Annotated in this window: 18 protein-coding genes; 9 read left to right on the forward strand and 9 right to left on the reverse strand. The window is 42.5% G+C overall.

The genetic code is table 11. The features are described 5' to 3' along the window. Together HOO90_RS05365 and HOO90_RS05370 are read right to left on the reverse strand one after the other, a co-directional pair. Positions 1-527, reverse strand: a 527-nt coding sequence (locus HOO90_RS05365; protein ID WP_292840417.1) for a response regulator transcription factor, incomplete at its 3' end; no start/stop codon positions are given. A 2-nt stretch (positions 528-529) separates the two neighbouring features. Further along, positions 530-1480: a sensor histidine kinase gene (locus tag HOO90_RS05370; RefSeq protein WP_292840420.1), complete on the reverse strand. Its 951-nt coding sequence runs from the start codon at positions 1478-1480 to the stop codon at positions 530-532. A gap of 361 nt (positions 1481-1841) precedes the next feature. Here HOO90_RS05370 and HOO90_RS05375 point away from each other — a divergent pair, with 361 nt between their 5' ends. The 9 genes from HOO90_RS05375 (at position 1842) to HOO90_RS05415 (ending at position 11313) form a co-directional block, all read left to right on the forward strand. After that, complete coding sequence (locus HOO90_RS05375) at positions 1842-3743, forward strand: PQQ-dependent dehydrogenase, methanol/ethanol family (RefSeq protein ID WP_292840423.1); 1902 nt, start codon at positions 1842-1844, stop codon at positions 3741-3743. Positions 3744-4019: 276 nt separating this feature from the next. Then, positions 4020-5714: a quinoprotein dehydrogenase-associated putative ABC transporter substrate-binding protein gene (locus tag HOO90_RS05380; protein WP_292840426.1), complete on the forward strand. Its 1695-nt coding sequence runs from the start codon at positions 4020-4022 to the stop codon at positions 5712-5714. A 174-nt stretch (positions 5715-5888) separates the two neighbouring features. Beyond that, complete coding sequence (locus HOO90_RS05385) at positions 5889-6506, forward strand: c-type cytochrome (protein WP_292840428.1); 618 nt, start codon at positions 5889-5891, stop codon at positions 6504-6506. A gap of 103 nt (positions 6507-6609) precedes the next feature. After that, on the forward strand, positions 6610-7593 hold the full coding sequence (locus HOO90_RS05390) for a YncE family protein (RefSeq protein WP_292840431.1): 984 nt from the start codon (positions 6610-6612) through the stop codon (positions 7591-7593). After that, positions 7590-8126, forward strand: a complete 537-nt coding sequence (locus HOO90_RS05395) for an SRPBCC family protein (protein ID WP_292840434.1) — start codon at positions 7590-7592, stop codon at positions 8124-8126. The genes HOO90_RS05390 and HOO90_RS05395 overlap by 4 nt, the downstream gene beginning before the upstream one ends. 47 nt (positions 8127-8173) lie before the next feature. Next, positions 8174-8713 (forward strand): SRPBCC family protein, encoded by a 540-nt coding sequence (locus HOO90_RS05400; protein WP_292840437.1) that lies wholly within the window; start codon positions 8174-8176, stop codon positions 8711-8713. A gap of 32 nt (positions 8714-8745) precedes the next feature. Further along, entirely contained in the window at positions 8746-9291 is a 546-nt protein-coding gene (locus tag HOO90_RS05405; protein ID WP_292840440.1) for an SRPBCC family protein, read from the forward strand. Positions 9292-9298: 7 nt separating this feature from the next. After that, entirely contained in the window at positions 9299-10102 is an 804-nt protein-coding gene (locus HOO90_RS05410; protein ID WP_292840443.1) for a quinoprotein dehydrogenase-associated SoxYZ-like carrier, read from the forward strand. 227 nt (positions 10103-10329) lie between these two features. Beyond that, positions 10330-11313 (forward strand): beta-propeller fold lactonase family protein, encoded by a 984-nt coding sequence (locus HOO90_RS05415; RefSeq protein ID WP_292840446.1) that lies wholly within the window; start codon positions 10330-10332, stop codon positions 11311-11313. A gap of 198 nt (positions 11314-11511) precedes the next feature. Here the strand turns inward: HOO90_RS05415 and HOO90_RS05420 are convergent, their stop codons facing one another. The 7 genes from HOO90_RS05420 to HOO90_RS05450 form a co-directional block, all read right to left on the reverse strand. Next, the gene (locus HOO90_RS05420) at positions 11512-12396 is read right to left on the reverse strand and encodes a serine protease (RefSeq protein ID WP_292840449.1); all 885 of its coding nucleotides are present in this window, start codon (positions 12394-12396) and stop codon (positions 11512-11514) included. A 267-nt stretch (positions 12397-12663) separates the two neighbouring features. Then, the gene (gene ftsX / locus HOO90_RS05425; protein WP_292840452.1) at positions 12664-13584 is read right to left on the reverse strand and encodes a permease-like cell division protein FtsX; all 921 of its coding nucleotides are present in this window, start codon (positions 13582-13584) and stop codon (positions 12664-12666) included. Then, entirely contained in the window at positions 13581-14252 is a 672-nt protein-coding gene (gene ftsE / locus HOO90_RS05430; protein ID WP_292840454.1) for a cell division ATP-binding protein FtsE, read from the reverse strand. Before ftsE ends, ftsX begins: the two co-directional genes overlap by 4 nt. Before the next feature lie 87 nt (positions 14253-14339). Then, positions 14340-15386: a signal recognition particle-docking protein FtsY gene (gene ftsY, locus HOO90_RS05435; protein ID WP_292840457.1), complete on the reverse strand. Its 1047-nt coding sequence runs from the start codon at positions 15384-15386 to the stop codon at positions 14340-14342. A 113-nt stretch (positions 15387-15499) separates the two neighbouring features. After that, entirely contained in the window at positions 15500-15952 is a 453-nt protein-coding gene (locus HOO90_RS05440) for a YeeE/YedE family protein (protein ID WP_292840460.1), read from the reverse strand. 4 nt (positions 15953-15956) lie between these two features. Further along, a complete protein-coding gene (locus HOO90_RS05445) occupies positions 15957-16391 on the reverse strand; it encodes a YeeE/YedE thiosulfate transporter family protein (RefSeq protein ID WP_292840463.1) in 435 nt (144 codons plus the stop codon). A 117-nt stretch (positions 16392-16508) separates the two neighbouring features. Further along, a partial coding sequence (locus tag HOO90_RS05450; protein ID WP_292840466.1) for an outer membrane protein transport protein occupies positions 16509-17116 on the reverse strand: 608 nt, incomplete at its 5' end.

Consider the following 17116-nt stretch of genomic DNA (forward strand, 5'->3'; position numbering starts at 1 on the left):
ATTAATTTTGCTATTTCTTCTAGGGTGAGTCCTTTAGCCAGCATTTGAAAGACTTCAAATTCTCGCTGGCTTAGATTGTTCAAAATAGAGTCTTCAGCTTCTAAATTTTGTGAGGTGATTTTTTTTGCAACATCCAGACTGAGGTATTTTTTATTGTTTGCAACTGCAAATACCGCCTCTACTAGCACACTGGGTGCGCAGGATTTTGTTACATAGCCCTTAGCACCTGCTTGCATAGCGCGTGCACTAAATACCACATCGTCATGCATGCTGAATGCTAGTATTCTGGCGCGCTTATCTTTTGAAACTATTTTTTTGATGGTTTCGATACCGCCTACACCTGGCATGGAGAGATCCATGACAATTACATCTACTTTGAGTTGGTCGAAGTTATCAAATGCTTGTTCGCCGCTTTCAGCTTCGGCCACTACTTGAATGTTAGCCTTCTCAAGCAAGTGTTTGTAGCCTTCGCGTACCACGGCGTGGTCATCCACTAAATAGACTTTTACTGGGGTAGAGTTTTTCATTTTCAGTCAACTTCTAGTTGTATGGTGAGTGTGGTGCCTATATTTAATTGGCTAGAAATATCTAGGGTGCCACCCAATACTTCAGCTCGCTCTGCAATGCCAAGTAGTCCGTAACCAATAGCAGGTGTGCCTTTATCAAAACCGACACCATCGTCAGCAATGGCAATGGTTAAGTAGGGCTTTTCGTGCGTGATGGTGATGCTGACATTTTTAGCCTTCGCGTGTTTGGCAATATTGGTTAGAGCTTCTTGCACGATTCTAAATAATGCAATGTTAATTTTTTCATGAAAACCATCGATTGGGTTGTGAATATGTAGCTGATAATGTGTCGACTCAACTTTCGGTTCTTGAAATGCTTGGGGTTCATGTGCTTTTGGATTTATATTGATTGATTGCCAAGTGTCAATTAAATGCTCTAAGGCTGCAGATAAACCTAAATCATCTAAAGCAACAGGTCGGAGCGAGCGTATCATATTCCTAGCTGCATCAAATGCATGGTTGGCGCTTGATATAATGCGCTTTAAGGTCAGTTGGGTATCTTCAACATTGCTGGAGTCATATTGCAAACTGATGGCTTGCGCTTTAATCGCACTGAGGTATTGCCCTAAATCATCGTGCAAATCACGCGCTATTCGCTTTCGTTCATCTTCCTGTACTTCAAGTATACGTTGTAGTAAAGCATGATTTTTCTTAATCAAGATTCTAGACTCATTGGTACGGCGATTTGCAAACCAGAGCAAGGCCATTAAGCTGGCGAGCAAGGCGGGCAATAGCTCGTCAATATCAATACTTTTTTCATATAGGCTTGCCCAATCATAAAACTCATCAGCAATATTGAGATAGCTTGAAATGGCGTAGGTGAATATAAAAGCGACTGGGACCCAAATGAAATCCAGCCCGATTTTGCGTAAAAAACCGCCTTGAGTAATGATTGGCTTGGTTTGAAGTGGCATTGCATTTTCAATGTAAAAAATTCAGATAGCAAGATTGTGTTGTTCGTAGAATATATGCAATGGTGATTATCACGAGGTTATGCGGGAAAACCTCCCGATATTTTTCGCAAGTAATCGATTAAAGTTTCTAAAGTGCTATTTGGATTGCGTATTTACTGGGTTTTACAAGTGAATTTTGCATATAAAATTTTATTTCCCAAAAACAACGGGAGAATATCCCAGTCAACAAAAGGATTTATTCTCACTCGCAAGTTAATTGGTAGGCATATAGTTCTCCCACGCTGTTTTGTAATATTTTGTAACGTTTTAGTTACACAAGCTATTACGGAAACAGGTGAATTCTTACAACAACGGAGGATGTATGAAACAGCATTGGACATTTAAATCCATGTTTGCAGCTCTCAGCACCGTCGCATTAGTCGGCATGGTTGGGCAAGCATCAGCAAACGAAGAAATTATTAAGCGTAGTAAAGATCACAATCTATGGGCGGCACCAGGCCAAAACTTGGCATTGCATCGCCACAGTACTTTAAAAGATATTAATGTTGGTAACGTTAAAAACTTACAAATGATCTGGTCGCAATCTTCAGGTACATTACGTGGACATGAAGGTCAGCCAGTGGTGGTTGAACACAATGGCAAGCCAATGATGTACATGGTTTCAGGTTGGCCAAATATTGTTCAGGCGTTGGATTTATCAAATCCTGATCAACCAAAACAAATCTGGAACTATACTAAAAAATCTGACCGTGATGAATCTGCAGTGCCTCGTGCATGTTGCGATACCATCAACCGTGGTTTGAACTACGCTGATGGTAAAGTGGTTTTCCACACATTAGATGGTTTCTTGATTGCTCTGGATGCAACCACAGGTAAAGAAATTTGGGTGACTAAACACGCTTACCCAGAAAAAGGCGAAACGCATTCAGGACCAGCGATGGTAGCGGAAGGTTTAGTAGTAGCTGGTTTTGGTGGCGATGAATTTGCTGCACGTGGCCGTACTGTTGCTTATGATTTAAAAACAGGTAAAGAAGTTTGGAAATGTCATAGTACAGGTTCAGATAAAGACCTTTGCTTGACCCCAGATACCAATAAGGCCAATCCGCACTATGGTCTATATGGTCAAAATACGGGTTTAACTTACCCAGGCGATGAGTGGAAAATTGGTGGTGGTTCTCCATGGGCATGGTTTAGCTATGATCCTAAATTGCGTATTATGTACGCAGGTACAGGCAACCCAGGTCACTGGTCTCCAGCATACCGTTGTGGTGAAACAGGTGCAAACTTGACTCACGAAGTATGTAACACAGTTGATCCAAAAACCAATGTTGGTAAATACGATAACAAGTGGTCTATGACTATTATGGCTCGTAAAATCGACACGGGCGAAATGGTTTGGGCATACCAAAAAACACCATTTGACCAATGGGATTACGATGGTGTGAACGAAAATATCTTAGTTGACAACTTAAGCGTTGACGGCAAAAAACACGATGCGTTAGTGAACTTTGACCGTAACGGCTTTGCTTATGTGTTAGACCGTAAAGATGGTACTTTGCTACGTGCGCACAAATTTGTAACAGTAAACTGGGCAGAGAAAGTGGACTTAAAAACTGGCCGTCCTGTAAAAGTGAAAGAGCACTCACCTTTTGCACGTGATGTAAACACGCAAGCTTGTCCATCTGCAATGGGTGGTAAAGACCAACAGCCAGCAGCGGTTGATCCTAAAGAGCCAAATGTGTTCTACGTACCAACCAATAACTGGTGCATGGAAGATGAGCCACAAGAGCGTACGCACACACAACAAGGTACTGTTTACGTGTTTGCTAACGTGTATATGTACCCAGAAAAACCAGGCGTTACTGGTAAGTTGAAGAAATTCGACGTAGTGACTGGTAAAACAATCTGGGAAGTGTCTGATCCATATCCAAACTGGAGCGGTGTGTTGGTTACTGACGGCGGCCTAGCTTTCTACGGTTCATTGGGCGGTGATTTCCGTGCGGTTGATCGTAAATCAGGTAAAGTGGTGTGGAGCCGTAAATTAGCTTCAGGCATCATTGGTAACCCAATTACTTACAAAATCAAAGGCAAGCAATACGTGTCTGTATGGACAGGTATCGGCGGCTGGATTGGTTTACCTGTGACAGCGGGTCTTGACATGGAAGATAAGTACGGCGCAATCGGTGCAACTGCGATGGCGAAAGCAACTGGTCTCGATAAGATTCCTCAAGGCGGTACATTGTTTACATTCCGTGTTAATTAATTTTAGTTCGCAAGTAATGTAAGTAAAAATAAGCAGGTGACGTTAAGCGTTGCCTGCTTTTTCTATGCTAAAGGTTTTATTTAATGGCAATCATTTTGTAGCGATACAGGGATTGTAATTAGATAAGTTCTTTTGTGATTTTATAAGAAAATAACTGAACTTTTTAATTTAAAAACTTCTCTTAATGTGTAGTTAAAATTACAATTTAAAGCTTTATTTGTAATTAAATAACATTATCTTTCAATATCGATATTAAAAATATGAGGTTAATCTGTGATGCTGAACCAAGCAAGTTTAAAAAAAATGACTTATGCAGTTGCTTTTGCTTTGTCAATTTTGTCAATGCCAGTAATGTCGGAAAAAATGGACCAAACAACACCCGATGAAGCAGTCGGTGTTGCAGTACCAGCATCCATCAAAAAAATGGGCTCACTCCGAATCTGTGCTGATCCAGGCAATATGCCACTATCTAGTGACAAAGGGGAAGGTTTTGAAAATAAAATTGCTACGATTATTGCTGAAGGCATGGGCACACACACTAGCTATTTTTATCGCCCCTATTTAGAGCGCGGACTAACCCGTCAAACTTTTGATAACAACGAGTGTGATATTTTGATGGACATGTCGCCAGATGATGAGCGCATGATGACGACGATGCCCGTGTACAAAAGCACGTTTGTGCTGGCGCACAGAAGTGACAAAGGCATAGCAATTAAATCATTGGATGACGCTAAGTTGCTCAATGAGTACAAAGTTGGCGTATTCCAACATTCAGCGATTCGTACGGTATTACAGGAACATGGATTTAATCGGGCTAACTCCATCGTGCGTTCTATTTCACACGATGCCGATTTGCAACCTAACCGAGCACCGCACATGATTGTGCAACAGATGATAGACGGTGAATCTGATGTGGCAGCCGTTTGGGGGCCCTATGCAGGTTGGTATAAGTCTAAGAAAAGCGCACCTATTACCGTTGTGCCAGTGAACTTAATGGAAGATAACATGCCGCTTGAGTTTGGGCTGTCGATTGGGATGCGCAAAAATGCTAAAGATTTAAAAGCGGCTATTGAAGCTGTCATGCTAAAAGAGAAGGATAAAATAAAAAAAGTTTTAGATGAGTATGGCGTTCCACTGGTTAAATGCGATGAGTGTGTCGTTTCGGGCGATTTACCTTCACACGGGGCTTATAAACCGCGTATTAAAACAGCACAATCAGCACTCATTCCAAAGCAGTCTGCCCCTGCATTGTTGCCAGGATTGATTGATGAGGCACTAAAGCAGGGCTCAACTTTAGAGCAAGAGTTGCATAATGCTACTATCGCTAGAGACTCGGTGCGTATCGAATATTTGTTAAAACGTGGCGCTAAAATTAATGCAAAAGATACTGAAGGTCAAACACCATTGATGGTTGCAGCAAAAGGGGGCGATTTAAGTGTGATGAACGGTTTGCTCGAATATAATGCAAATCCAGATGCACAAGATAATGATGGTTGGACGGCCGCTATGCATGCGGTACGATCAAATGAGCCTAAAATTTTCAGGTTGCTTGGTAAGCACAAGGCTAATTTTAATTTGGTTAATAAAGATAACATGACCGCCTTAGCAATGGCAGTGTTTGACAATAAAGCTAATGCAGCTGTAGCGATGCTTGATAATAATGCGAATCCAGACTTTGCGATGGGTAGCGCAAAATATAACGCATTGATGCTTGCAGTTAAAAAGGGCAATCAGACCTTGGCGCAAACATTGTTGCAATACAAGGCGAATCCTAATGCAAAAAATGCAGGTGGCGTAACCCCCTTGATGATTGCGGCTTTTGGCGACCAAGACATGATTGTTTCATTGCTGTTAAAGTCTGGGGCTAATCCTGAGCTAAAAGATGATGAGGGTAAAACTGCATTGATGCTGGCAAAAGAAAATGATGCTAAAAAGGCTTTAGCGCAATTGCAAGATGCTAAAAAGATATGAAATCATCAGTAGTTCCCGTCAATTCCATTTCAAACGTATCTTTGGGAGTAAATCCTATGATTTATTAGGATTTACTCCGTCATTCAAAAGAAGCTAGTCAGCGTTAAATGACGTGTTAGTGGTTGTACCTTAATAGTTGTAAGTTTTTGGTTAAATTAATTGAGAGGTTTTAAAATGAAATTCCGTAATGCTGGCCTTGTTGCCATTTTGAGTATTGCTTTTATTGCTGCTTGCAACGCAGGCACTAATAATTCTGAGGTTGGTAACAAAGTCATTGTTGCTGCTACGGACGTAGCACCTGCTGCAGAGCCAGCTGTGGGTGCAGATGGTTTTAGATTACCTGAACAAAAGAAAAAATCTACTGCTGCTGAAATTCCAGCTTTAGGTTCAGATAAATCTCCCCATGATGTGGCAATGGCGGCGGCTAAAGGTACATTAAAAAATCCATACTCTTATAAGACGATGGACCCAGCGTTAGTTGAAGCAGGCAAGAAGAAATACATGAGTGTAAGTTGCAATGGATGCCACGGAGGTAATGGCGGCGGAGGTATGTGTCCACCACTTTCAAACGAAACTTGGGTATATGGAGCAGATGATGACACGTTATTTCGCTTAGTGGCTTTAGGTAGTGATGAGTTACAAAAACAAGGCTATACACGTAAAGGCCGTGAAAATGTAGTGGGTCCAATGCCCCCACATGGCAAAATATTGAAAACAGAAGATGATTTGTGGAGGGTTATTTACTTCATCCGCGGCAACTTCCGTGGTGACGCTAAAAATATTAGTTGGTAATGGGTAAACTAACCGAATAGTTAGACGTTGAAATGATAGCCTTGGTGTGGCGTTTGTTACATCAAGGTTTTTTTAACGGCTAATTTATTGAGGCTTAATTAATATGTATAAACTCGCACTATCAACATTTTTTGTTTTACTAAGTTGTCATGTGCAGGCAGAACCCTTTGCTTACATTACCAACCAAGGTGCAGATACGGTTACGGTAGTGGATTTGGCTACACAGAAGGTGACAGCTACCATTCCCACAGGCAAAGCCCCTGTTGGCGTGGCGATTGACCATTTTCAAAACCACTTGTATGTGACAAATGTGGAGAGTCGCTCAATTACTATCATTGACATAGTCACCAATAAAGCTATAGGTGAAATTAAATTATCGATTGCTCCCGTTGGCGTCACACTGAGCAAAGATGCTTCAAAATTATTTGTGGCCGATTGGTTTCAAGACCATATTTTCGTGTTTGATACCAGCAAAGTTTTAGAAGTCGACGCGGGTAAACATTATCAAGAAGTCTCTATGGGTAAGGCTCCAGCAGGCATGGTGGTTAGTCGCGAAGGGGCCAGTTTGTACGTGGCTAACCGTGATAGCAATGAAGTGGGCGTTATTGATATTCGCACACTCAAGGTTGTGAATAAAATTGCTGTCGGCAAACACCCATTTGGCATGGCGCTGGGTGGTGATGGCCGGAATTTATTTGTGGTGAATGTGGAAAGCAACTCCGTTTCCATCATCGATACGCGTAGTGATAAGGTCACCGCCACGATTAAAGTGGGTGAGCATCCCTATTGCGTAGTGACCAACACTGATGGCACGCGTGCCTACGTTACCAATACAGGCGCGGATAGTGTTTCGGTGATTGATACCAAATTGCAAAAAGTGATTGAAACGATTCCAACAGGTGGCTTTCCTGAAGGCATTGATTTCGATGCCAAGAATAACCGCGTGATTGTAGCGAGTTGGATGGACGATGAAATCAATGTGATTGATGCCAAAACACTTAAGAAAATTGGCAGTGTCGCTACCGCTTCAAAAAGCCGTGCATTTGGACAATTTATTGGTAACCCAATGATTGGCAATTCAAAATGAAATATTTTCGTATTGCCACTTTGGTCTTATTTCTAATGCCACTGTCGGCAATGGCTTGTGGACCTAGTCCTCAAAAAGTCACAAAAGAGATTGTCATTAAAGCCGAGCCAGCCAAGATTTGGGCCCTATTAAGTGATTTTGGCGCAATGCAGAAATGGCATCCTGGTGTGGTGGCAGTTGTTGTGGAAAGTAAACCTGATACAAATGGAAAAGATGCGCTTTTTCGCACCCTCAAATTAAAGAGTGGTGGAAGCTTGAGTGAGAAGCAACGAGAAACACAGTCGGACGAAATGAAGTTGGGGGTGGTAATGCTGGAAGGCGACTTTGCTGTGAGTAACTACTCCGACGCAATTACCATTAAACCAAGTACTGCTGATGGTGAAAGCTTAGTGACATGGGTGGGACGTTTTAATAATAAGGCTAATGCCATGCAGGCCCCAGCAGGAGAGGATGATGCTACTGCAATTGCTGCGGTCAATGCATTCTATGGCGCAGGGTTACAAGGTTTAAAGAGTGTTTTAGAAAAAAATTAGTTTTCAGTTTCCGTGGTCTTTTTTTATTTTTTTAGGAGTGATGTCGTATGAAATTTTTATCATTATTTTTATCCGCTGCCTTGTTATTACCATTGTCTGCCAGTGCTGCGAATGCACCGAGTCAGCAAAAAGTAATTCGTGAAGTCGTCATAAAAGCTGAACCTGCAAAAGTTTGGGCAGTGGTTAAAGATTTTGGTGGTTTGCATAAATGGCATCCAGCGGTTGAAAGTACAAGCACTGAGACAAAAGCGGATGAGACTGGTACACCATTATTGCACCGCCTACTCACATTAAAAGGTGGCGGTACTATTTTAGAAAAACAAACCATCAATTCAGATGCAGAGATGAAGCTGGAATACAAAATTGTAGAGGGCGTATTGCCCGTGAGCGGCTATCGCGCAGTGATGACTGTAAAAGCTGGCCCAGCAGCAGGAGAGTCGACTGTTACTTGGACAGGCCGTTTTTATAACAAGGCGAATGACGTGCACCCTAAACCAGGCGAGGACAACGAAACAGCTGTAAAGGCCGTTGAAGGTGTGTTTGATGCAGGCTTGCCAAATCTAAAAAAAGTGATTGAAGCACAATAGTTTATAAAGTTTTTAATAAAGGAATCATTCGAATGAAGAAATTGTTAGCAATATTAGCTTTGTTATGCCTCTTGCCGTTAGTAGCGCAGGCACATGGGCCAAGTGGCCAAAAAATTGTGAAGGAGTTCGAGGTAAATACCGAGCCAGCAAAAGCTTGGGCTTTACTCAAAGATTTTGGTGCGATTGGCAAATGGCATCCCGATGTCACCAATGTGAAGTTTGAAGATAGAAAAGATGCTGAATCTGATAAAACCTTGCCACACCGCTTAGTTACCTTAAAAAACGGCACGACTTTTTTAGAAAAGCTACGTGAAACCAATGACGCTGAAATGAAATTAGACTATAAATTAGTCGATGGTAAAGATAGCACAATTGCTGTGAGTAATTATCGCACCGTAGCACAGGTAAAAGCAGGTAAATCCGCAGGACAATCCGTTGTGACTTTAACTGCACGTTTCTATAATAAAGCCAATACAATGGAAGCCCCGGCAGGTGCCGATAACCCAGCGGCGAATAAGGCAATAAATGAGCTTTATGATGCGGCGGCAGTAGGTTTTAAGAAGGCGATTGAGAAGTAGATAGCTGATGAAAAAGCCAAAGAATTTTTTGCTATTAGGGCTATTTATCTTTGGTTTTACTGCAAATGGACTATGTCACGCTGAATTGTCAGAAAAAAACTGGCCTTTGATAAAAGAAGCTTTTTTTAGTCAGCGGCCAATTGAAAACACAGCTTTAATGCAGGTCAGCGCACCATTAGGCGCGGAAAATGCAGGGCAAGTGCCTATAACGCTGATAGTAAAAAATCAGGCTAATGATGCAATTAAAAGCATCTATATTTTGATTGATGCTAACCCAATACCACTGGCCGCAATTTACAAATTCCCGAATGTTTTTAATCAGCTTACGCTTTCAACCAGAGTGCGATTAGATAGCGATTCCAACATACGCGCCATTGCCGAAACACAAAGTGGTCATTTGTTGATGGCAACCGCGCGTGTAAATGCGGGTGGCGGATGTGCAGGCGCAGTTTCTGAAGATGAAACGGCAGTGCGCGCCAGTGCTGGGGTAATAAAATTTCAGCTTAATCCACCGTATAAACTGCATGAAACAGCCTCTGCTACTTTGCAAATTAAGCATCCAATGTACACGGGTTTGCAAACCGATGCTAAGACCAAACAAGCCAAACCTGCTTTTTTTGTTAAAAATTCCGAAATTAAATTTGATAACATTCCTGTGATGCAAGTGTTGTTTGGCGTTGGCACAGCTGAAAATCCATCTTTGAAATTTGAGTTTGATTTACCCTTAGGATTAATTAAGCAGCCTGTTCAGCAAGTCCAAGTTTCCACTCAAGATAATGAAGGCAAGTTGGTTGTGAGTGCATTTCCTTAGAAAGCCGCTTGGTTATCACTATCGGGAATTTATCCTATGTTTTTTTGGGATTAACTAAGTATCTAAGGCGGTGGACAAAGGCTAAGATATGCTTAATCACTCTCCAAAGTGTTTAAGCCAGACGCCCCAGTGGCTTCTGGTTTTTTTTTAATGTACATCTAGCAAAATCACTCTGGCTAACTTGAGTAATTTGTTGGGTAACAGATTCTAAATAAGGTAATTTGACGATGAACTTAATCAAAACTAGCCCATTCAGCACAATATCCAGAGTAATCTTAATAGCAGCTACTTTAACTTACGGAAGTCAAGTTTTTGCTGGCGCCTATGCATATGTACCCAATGAGAAGGATGGAACAGTTTCCGTGATTGATACTGCAACAGATACGGTCGTGAATACTTTACCAAAAAAAGGAGCGTTCGGAAAAAAAATCCAGGCGGTTGCGATGGATCCAGATGGCAAAAAACTATATGTGGTTGTGCGAGATAAAAATGCAGTGGCGATGGTAGACCTTGCAAAAGGCAAGCAAGAGCGCTTGATAAAAGTTGGTGATGAGCCTGAAGGCATTACGATTTCACCTGATGGTTCAACACTTGCAGCCTGCTTAGAAGAAGAGAATGCCGTTTCGTTTGTTGATTTGAAAAAATTTAAAGTGACACATACTAGCAAGACGCAAGGTAGAAATCCTGAACATTGTGAATTCTCGATTGATGGTAAATGGTTATTGGCGAGCAATGAAGAGAGTGGTGATGTCGATGTATACGACGTTGCCAGTCATCAATCGGTACATTTGATTAAGGCAACTAAGCATCCACGAGGCATAGGTTTTACGCCAAATGGTAAATTAGCCTATATTGCAAATGAAGCTGCTAATTTAGTTGAGGTTGTCTCTGTAGGTGATTGGGAAATACTTCATCGTATTCCTGTCGGCCTACGTTCGAATGGTGTCAAAGTTTCGCATGACGGAAGCCGTGTTTATATTAGTAATGGCGGAGATGGTAATGTTAGCGTAATAGACACCACCACCAACTCGGTAATTGCCACTGTGCCGGCGGGTAAGCGCCCTTGGAATATGGCGCTGACCCCAGATGGTAAAAAGCTCTACGTGGCTAATGGCCGTAGCAACAGCGTTTCAGTGATTGATACAATTGAAAATAAGCATATTGTTGACATTCCAGTAGGGCAACTACCTTGGGGCGTAGTCATACATTAATTCACAATTTGAAAATAAATATGGAGTTACATGCAGGACCTATAACTCCATATTTTTTGAATTTCAGAATTTTATGGGTGATTTAAGTTTTCCAAAAGAAATTGGCTTACAGAAATCACCATACTTGAAATGATTGTCTAGTAAAGCTTAATTCTAGTAATGCTAAATAAGGATGCGTTTGATTGGAATGCGGCAATCTTATTTAGCGTTTAGATTAAGTGATTCCAGCGCGGCTTCATCTAAAACGCTTAGCTTTTGACTAAAGTCTTTTAACTCTATGGCGGATCCTTGTTCTTTAGCGATGATGGTAAGCGCCAGTATGCTAGAGGTGTGTTGTGGGTTGAGGGATAGCACTTGTTCAAATTTTGCTTTTGCTTGCGTTACTTTACCTAAGTTTTTTTCAGCTAAGGCAAGGTAGTAAATTGCTTCAGGTTGGTTTGGCTGGTGTTTGTTCCATTCTGTGGCGACGGTAAATAAATCAACCCATTTACCTGCCTGCATTGGCAACACGACTTGCATCCAGTAAGGTCGCTTTTCAAGCGGTAAATCCCAAAATGGCGTATCTCCTAATATTACCGTACTGGTTTCAGGTAACTTGATGGCCGTTTGAATCCATTTGGCGGGAACATTGTAAAAGTAGCCATTTGCACCAGGGCTTTTAAAGGTGTTCATGCCAATTAGGTGGCCTTGTTCGTCAAAAAGAGGGCTACCACTCGCCCCCATTTGAAATGAGGCGGATGTGCGAATCACAACCCCACCATCAAGCGGATAGAGTGCTTTAATTTTTCCTGTGGTGGTTAATGGTTTGGGAGCGCCACCAGGAAACCCCACTGAGAACGTGGCGGCTTCATAAATAAGTTGGTCATTATCCGCAAAGATTACGGGTTTCAAAGGTAAAAACTCAAAGCGCAAGATACAGACATCATGCTTCCAATCTGCTCTTACACCTACAGGTGCGTATGTTTCCCCCATTGCTGCAACGTTGACCCCAACCGAATTGGCCAGCACATGGCAATTGGTTGCGACTAAATTTTTGGCCACCACAACACCGGAACCGCTACCTTGTCTGCCAGCGTTTGTCACGGTGTGAATTTTAACAATTGTGCCTTTTAAGTTATAAATAAGCTCAGGAGAGGGCTCAGCGTTTGTGTTTAGGCTGGAGCACATTAAAAACAACAAGATACTTTGGGCTAGGGGTCGCATTATCGCTCACTTAATATAAATATTAGTTGATGGATTGAGGGTTTTTCAATTAGTTCAACTTCAAACTCTCAGAGAAAATGCACCAAAGTTGCTGATACGAAATAGCGTGTATTGATAGTTTAGCAATACACGAAAAAGTTTAGTTTTTTAGCTGATTTTGATTGAAGCAATCGAGCGCGATACGGCTAAGTATGAGCCAAGCCAGCCAATGAGCATGGCAATGCCAATGATGCTTATGAATAATTGACTATTGACTAGCGGTAAGCTGAAATCACTACTGTATAAGCTTGATAGCTCGGTTATGAATACGTTGAACAATTTAACCACTAAAGTTAATAGGAGAACTGTCAGTACCCCGCCAAAAAAGCCATATAAAACACCCGCATATAAGAAGGGAATGCGAATGAAGCTATTCGTTGCACCAATTAATTTGCTCACCACAATTTCGTCTTTTTGCGTGAGTATTTGCATGCGGATGGTATTTCCAATCACCACAAGCAAAGCGATGGCAAGCTGCAGGGTGATAAACAGAATAATTTTTTTACCTAGCGCTAATATGGCGGATAGTCGCTTAGCCCAATCAGTATTCAATAAGGCATGCTCTACTCCTGGAATACTTTGCAGCTCATTTTTGAGAGATTCTAGCGCGTCTGGCTCAGCTGATTTCGCCTGAATAAAAAATGCATCGGGCAATGGGTTCTTGTCTAAGCTGGTGATGTTCTTTTCTTTTTTCTGACCGGTTCCAGCTTTGTTTTTAAGTTCCTCCCAAGCCTGAGCCTTAGGCACTAAATGATAGTGCTTGATTGAAGCGTTTTTTGCCAAAACGGTCTCAATCTCGGAGATAGCATCTTTATCAGAGTCTAGTTTTAGAAAAAGACTAATCTCAGTTTCACTTTGCATGTGATTGGTAAATTTGGATAAATGGTCCACACCTAAATAAAACAAACCTGGTATGCACAGGGCAACGGCGATGACTATGCTAATCATAAAAGTTGAGAGCTTGTTATATTGCATGCGATTTAGCACCAGTCGGAGTGCTTGGACATGTTGGTTGAGCCAGTTTGTCATGATGTTAATCGCTCACCCTCTTTTAGAATGCCGTGGTCCAAATGCAATACCCGGCCCTGCACAGCGCTCATGCCTAGCGCATCGTGCGTGGCAACAATTACGGTGACGCCGACTTGATTAAAGGCCTGAAAAATATCCATAATGTCGGCCGCATAGCTCGCATCTAAGTTGCCCGTTGGCTCATCTGCAATCAGTATAGAAGGTCTACTCACTACTGCTCGCGCAATGGCTAATCGTTGTTGCTCGCCACCTGACAGGGTGATCGGCATGGCTTTTTCTTTATTCAGTAAGCCCACTTTATCTAAGGCGGCACGCACACGCTTCGCTGCTTCAGTGCCACTAACGCCATTAATGTGCAAAGGAAGAATTACATTTTCAAAACAATTCCTGTCGTACAACAGTTTATGGTCTTGAAAAATCAGGCCGAATCGCCTGCGCATGAATGGAGTCGCTGAAGGTTTCAGTTTGCTAATATTTTGATTCGCCACCAGCACCGTGCCGCTGGTAGGCCGTTCAATTGCTGCAATTAACTTGAGTAAAGTACTTTTACCTGCGCCAGAATGCCCCGTCACAAACACCATCTCGCCAGCTTCAATTGTAAAGCTGGCGTCTCTCAGTGCTTCGTTGCTACCAGGGTAGCGCTTGGTGACATGGTCAAATTTAATCATTGCTTTGCTTTATTGTGTTCTGAGGCTTATAACGAACTTGCTAGCGTTGATTATATCGCTAAAAGCACAGTCCTCATTAACTTGGCATCAATCAATCATCGCATCAATAAACTCGCTGGCATTAAATGGCCGTAAATCGTCAATCGCTTCGCCGATGCCAATGAAACGAATTGGAATCGGCCGCGCTTCAGCAATGGCGGCTATAACACCACCTTTGGCCGTGCCGTCGAGTTTGCTCAAGACCAAGCCAGTAACGCCTAATGCATCATCGAAAATCTTAACTTGCGATACCGCGTTTTGCCCAGTATTGGCGTCTAGCACCAACAATACTTCATGCGGTGCGCCCGGCAGGGCTTTATCCATCACACGTTTAACTTTGGCAATTTCCTCCATTAAATGCATTTGTGTCGGCAAACGACCAGCAGTATCGGCCAATACAATATCAATATTTTTTGCAATGGCGGAGTGAATAGCATCAAACATCACCGCAGCGGCATCGCCACTGGTTTGAGCAACCACATGCACATTATTACGCTCACCCCAAATTTGCAACTGTTCACGGGCTGCGGCTCTAAAAGTATCGCCTGCGGCAATCAGTACACTTTTACCTTGGCTTTGAAAATACTTGGCGAGTTTACCAATAGACGTGGTTTTTCCTGCACCATTAACACCTGCCAGCATGATGACGAAAGGCTTATGCTTGCTGGTATCTAAAGGTTGTTGTAAGGGGGTAAGTAAATCAGACATTGCCGTTTTGAGTGCGGCTTTGAGTTGCACAGTGTCGTCTAAACTTTGTGCTTTTACGCGTTTTTTAATGTCATCTAACAGGTTTCTAGTGGCATTTACGCCTACATCGGACGTAATCAGAATCATCTCTAATTCTTCGTAAACTTCGGCATCAATTTTACCGCCACCAAACAAACTGGCCAACTGGTTGCCAAGTTGCTTACGCGTTTTGCTTAGGCTTTGTTTTAAGCGCTCGGCCCAACTTTGTGATTTTTCAACTTCTGGGGCTTGAATAGCCGCAATTGTTTGGGTTATCGGTGTTTCTATAGTAGGTTGCGGCGCAACGGTTGGCTCAGAAATATTTTCTGTTAAAGAGGGGGCTGGTTTTTTCTTGAAAAAATCGAACATGGATACTCAATATTTTGGGATGAATGACAAAATTAAATAACTAGTCTAGCTAACGTCATTTTATCTTAATTTTGAGTTCAGGCGGCGAACTTGCAAACCGACTTATTGCAGCATTACTTGTTTTTGGTATCAAACACTTCAAAAATGGCCATGCCAACCAACATAGCAAGCAGAAATACAATGCCCTTAATACTGCCTGTGCCAAGCAACACAAACGCAGGGGCTGGGCAAATGCCAACTAAACCCCAGCCAATGCCAAATAACAAGCTGCCAAGAATCAGCCGATTATCAATAGTACGTGAAGTCGGTAAGTTAATTGGTAAGCCTAATATGCTTTTACTGCGTCTGCTTGCTAATTTAAAACCGATGATGCCGACTGCGATTGCACCACCCATTACCAAGCCAAGTGAAGGATCCCATTGGCCCGCAAGATCAAGAAAAGCTAGTACTTTTGCTGGGTTGGCCATGCCCGCCAGTATTAAGCCAAAGCCAAAGACAAGTCCTGAAAATAAGGCGAAAGCAAGTGCAAGCGTTTGGTTGGTATTTTTTTTAGTTTGTTTCACCATGGAATTAAGCCCCAATTAAGTGGCGAGTGATATACACGGTCAAAAAGCCGGTGCCCATAAACGCTAGAGTAGCAACAATTGAGCGTGGAGATAAGCGCGAAATGCCACAAACGCCATGGCCGCTGGTGCAGCCAGAGCCAAGGCGCGCCCCATAACCCACTATTAGGCCCGCAATAATGAGCAGTTCGACATTTGAATCAATCTTAATGGTAGGCAGTTTGGCAAATAACAGCCAAACGGCTGGCGCAATAATTAAGCCTAAAGTAAAAGCGACACGCCAACTAGCATCACCTTTAGCCGCTTTGAATAAGCCGCCGATGATGCCTGTAATGCCCGCAATGCGACCATTGAGCAATATAAAGAGCGAGGCCGAAATGCCAATTAGCACACCGCCAGCCAGCGCCGCCCAAGGAGTAAAGTTATTCCAGTCAATCGTCATAATTGTGATTACCCTTTAATTTGGCTGTTGCTAATTTAGCTAGCACTAAAATTCGTTTTTAATAAAATAAGCCGCACACAAAATGTGCGCGGCTTTAGGAACAAATTATAACTTAAATTAAAGTTTCCAACCGTAGGCGATGCCCAATGAATCTTGATACATTTTTAGGTTGACATCACCACCGCCAAAGCCTCCTGGAATTGCATTAGGACCACGAACTTTTTCTTCAAAGGCGTGAATATAGGAGAAGGAAAGCTCGGACTTACTATCCAGTACCCAAGTTGCACCAAGTGTTAAGTGATCTTGAACCACGCCTGGCGCCAAAATGTTGAATAAGGTTTCGCTTTTGCGAATCGGTTGTGTGGAGTGGTTGTAGCCTGCGCGTAAGGTGAGGTTTTCATTGTAGGCATAGCTGGCACCCACCTTAACCGCAGTAACATCGCGCCATGCAAAGCCTGGGCCTTTGTTTGAACCTAGCGGGTTGCCTTTAAGAATCAAGTTGTTGATTGAGTTGCCTACGGAATCAACGTCACTGTATTCAATGCGTTGCACATCTGCCGCTAAGGTAAGTGCAGGAGTTGCTTTTACAGCAATGCCAACACCATAAGTTGCGGGGATGTCGAAGTCACCATTTTCTGCAAACAAGCCTTTGTATTTATCAAACTTGCTCATATAGGTGCGGCTTTGGTAGGTTGCGCCTAAAGTGACAGTATCATTCAGTTGAC

It is taken from the genome of Methylotenera sp. (assembly GCF_013141425.1).
Lineage (GTDB): Bacteria > Pseudomonadota > Gammaproteobacteria > Burkholderiales > Methylophilaceae > Methylotenera.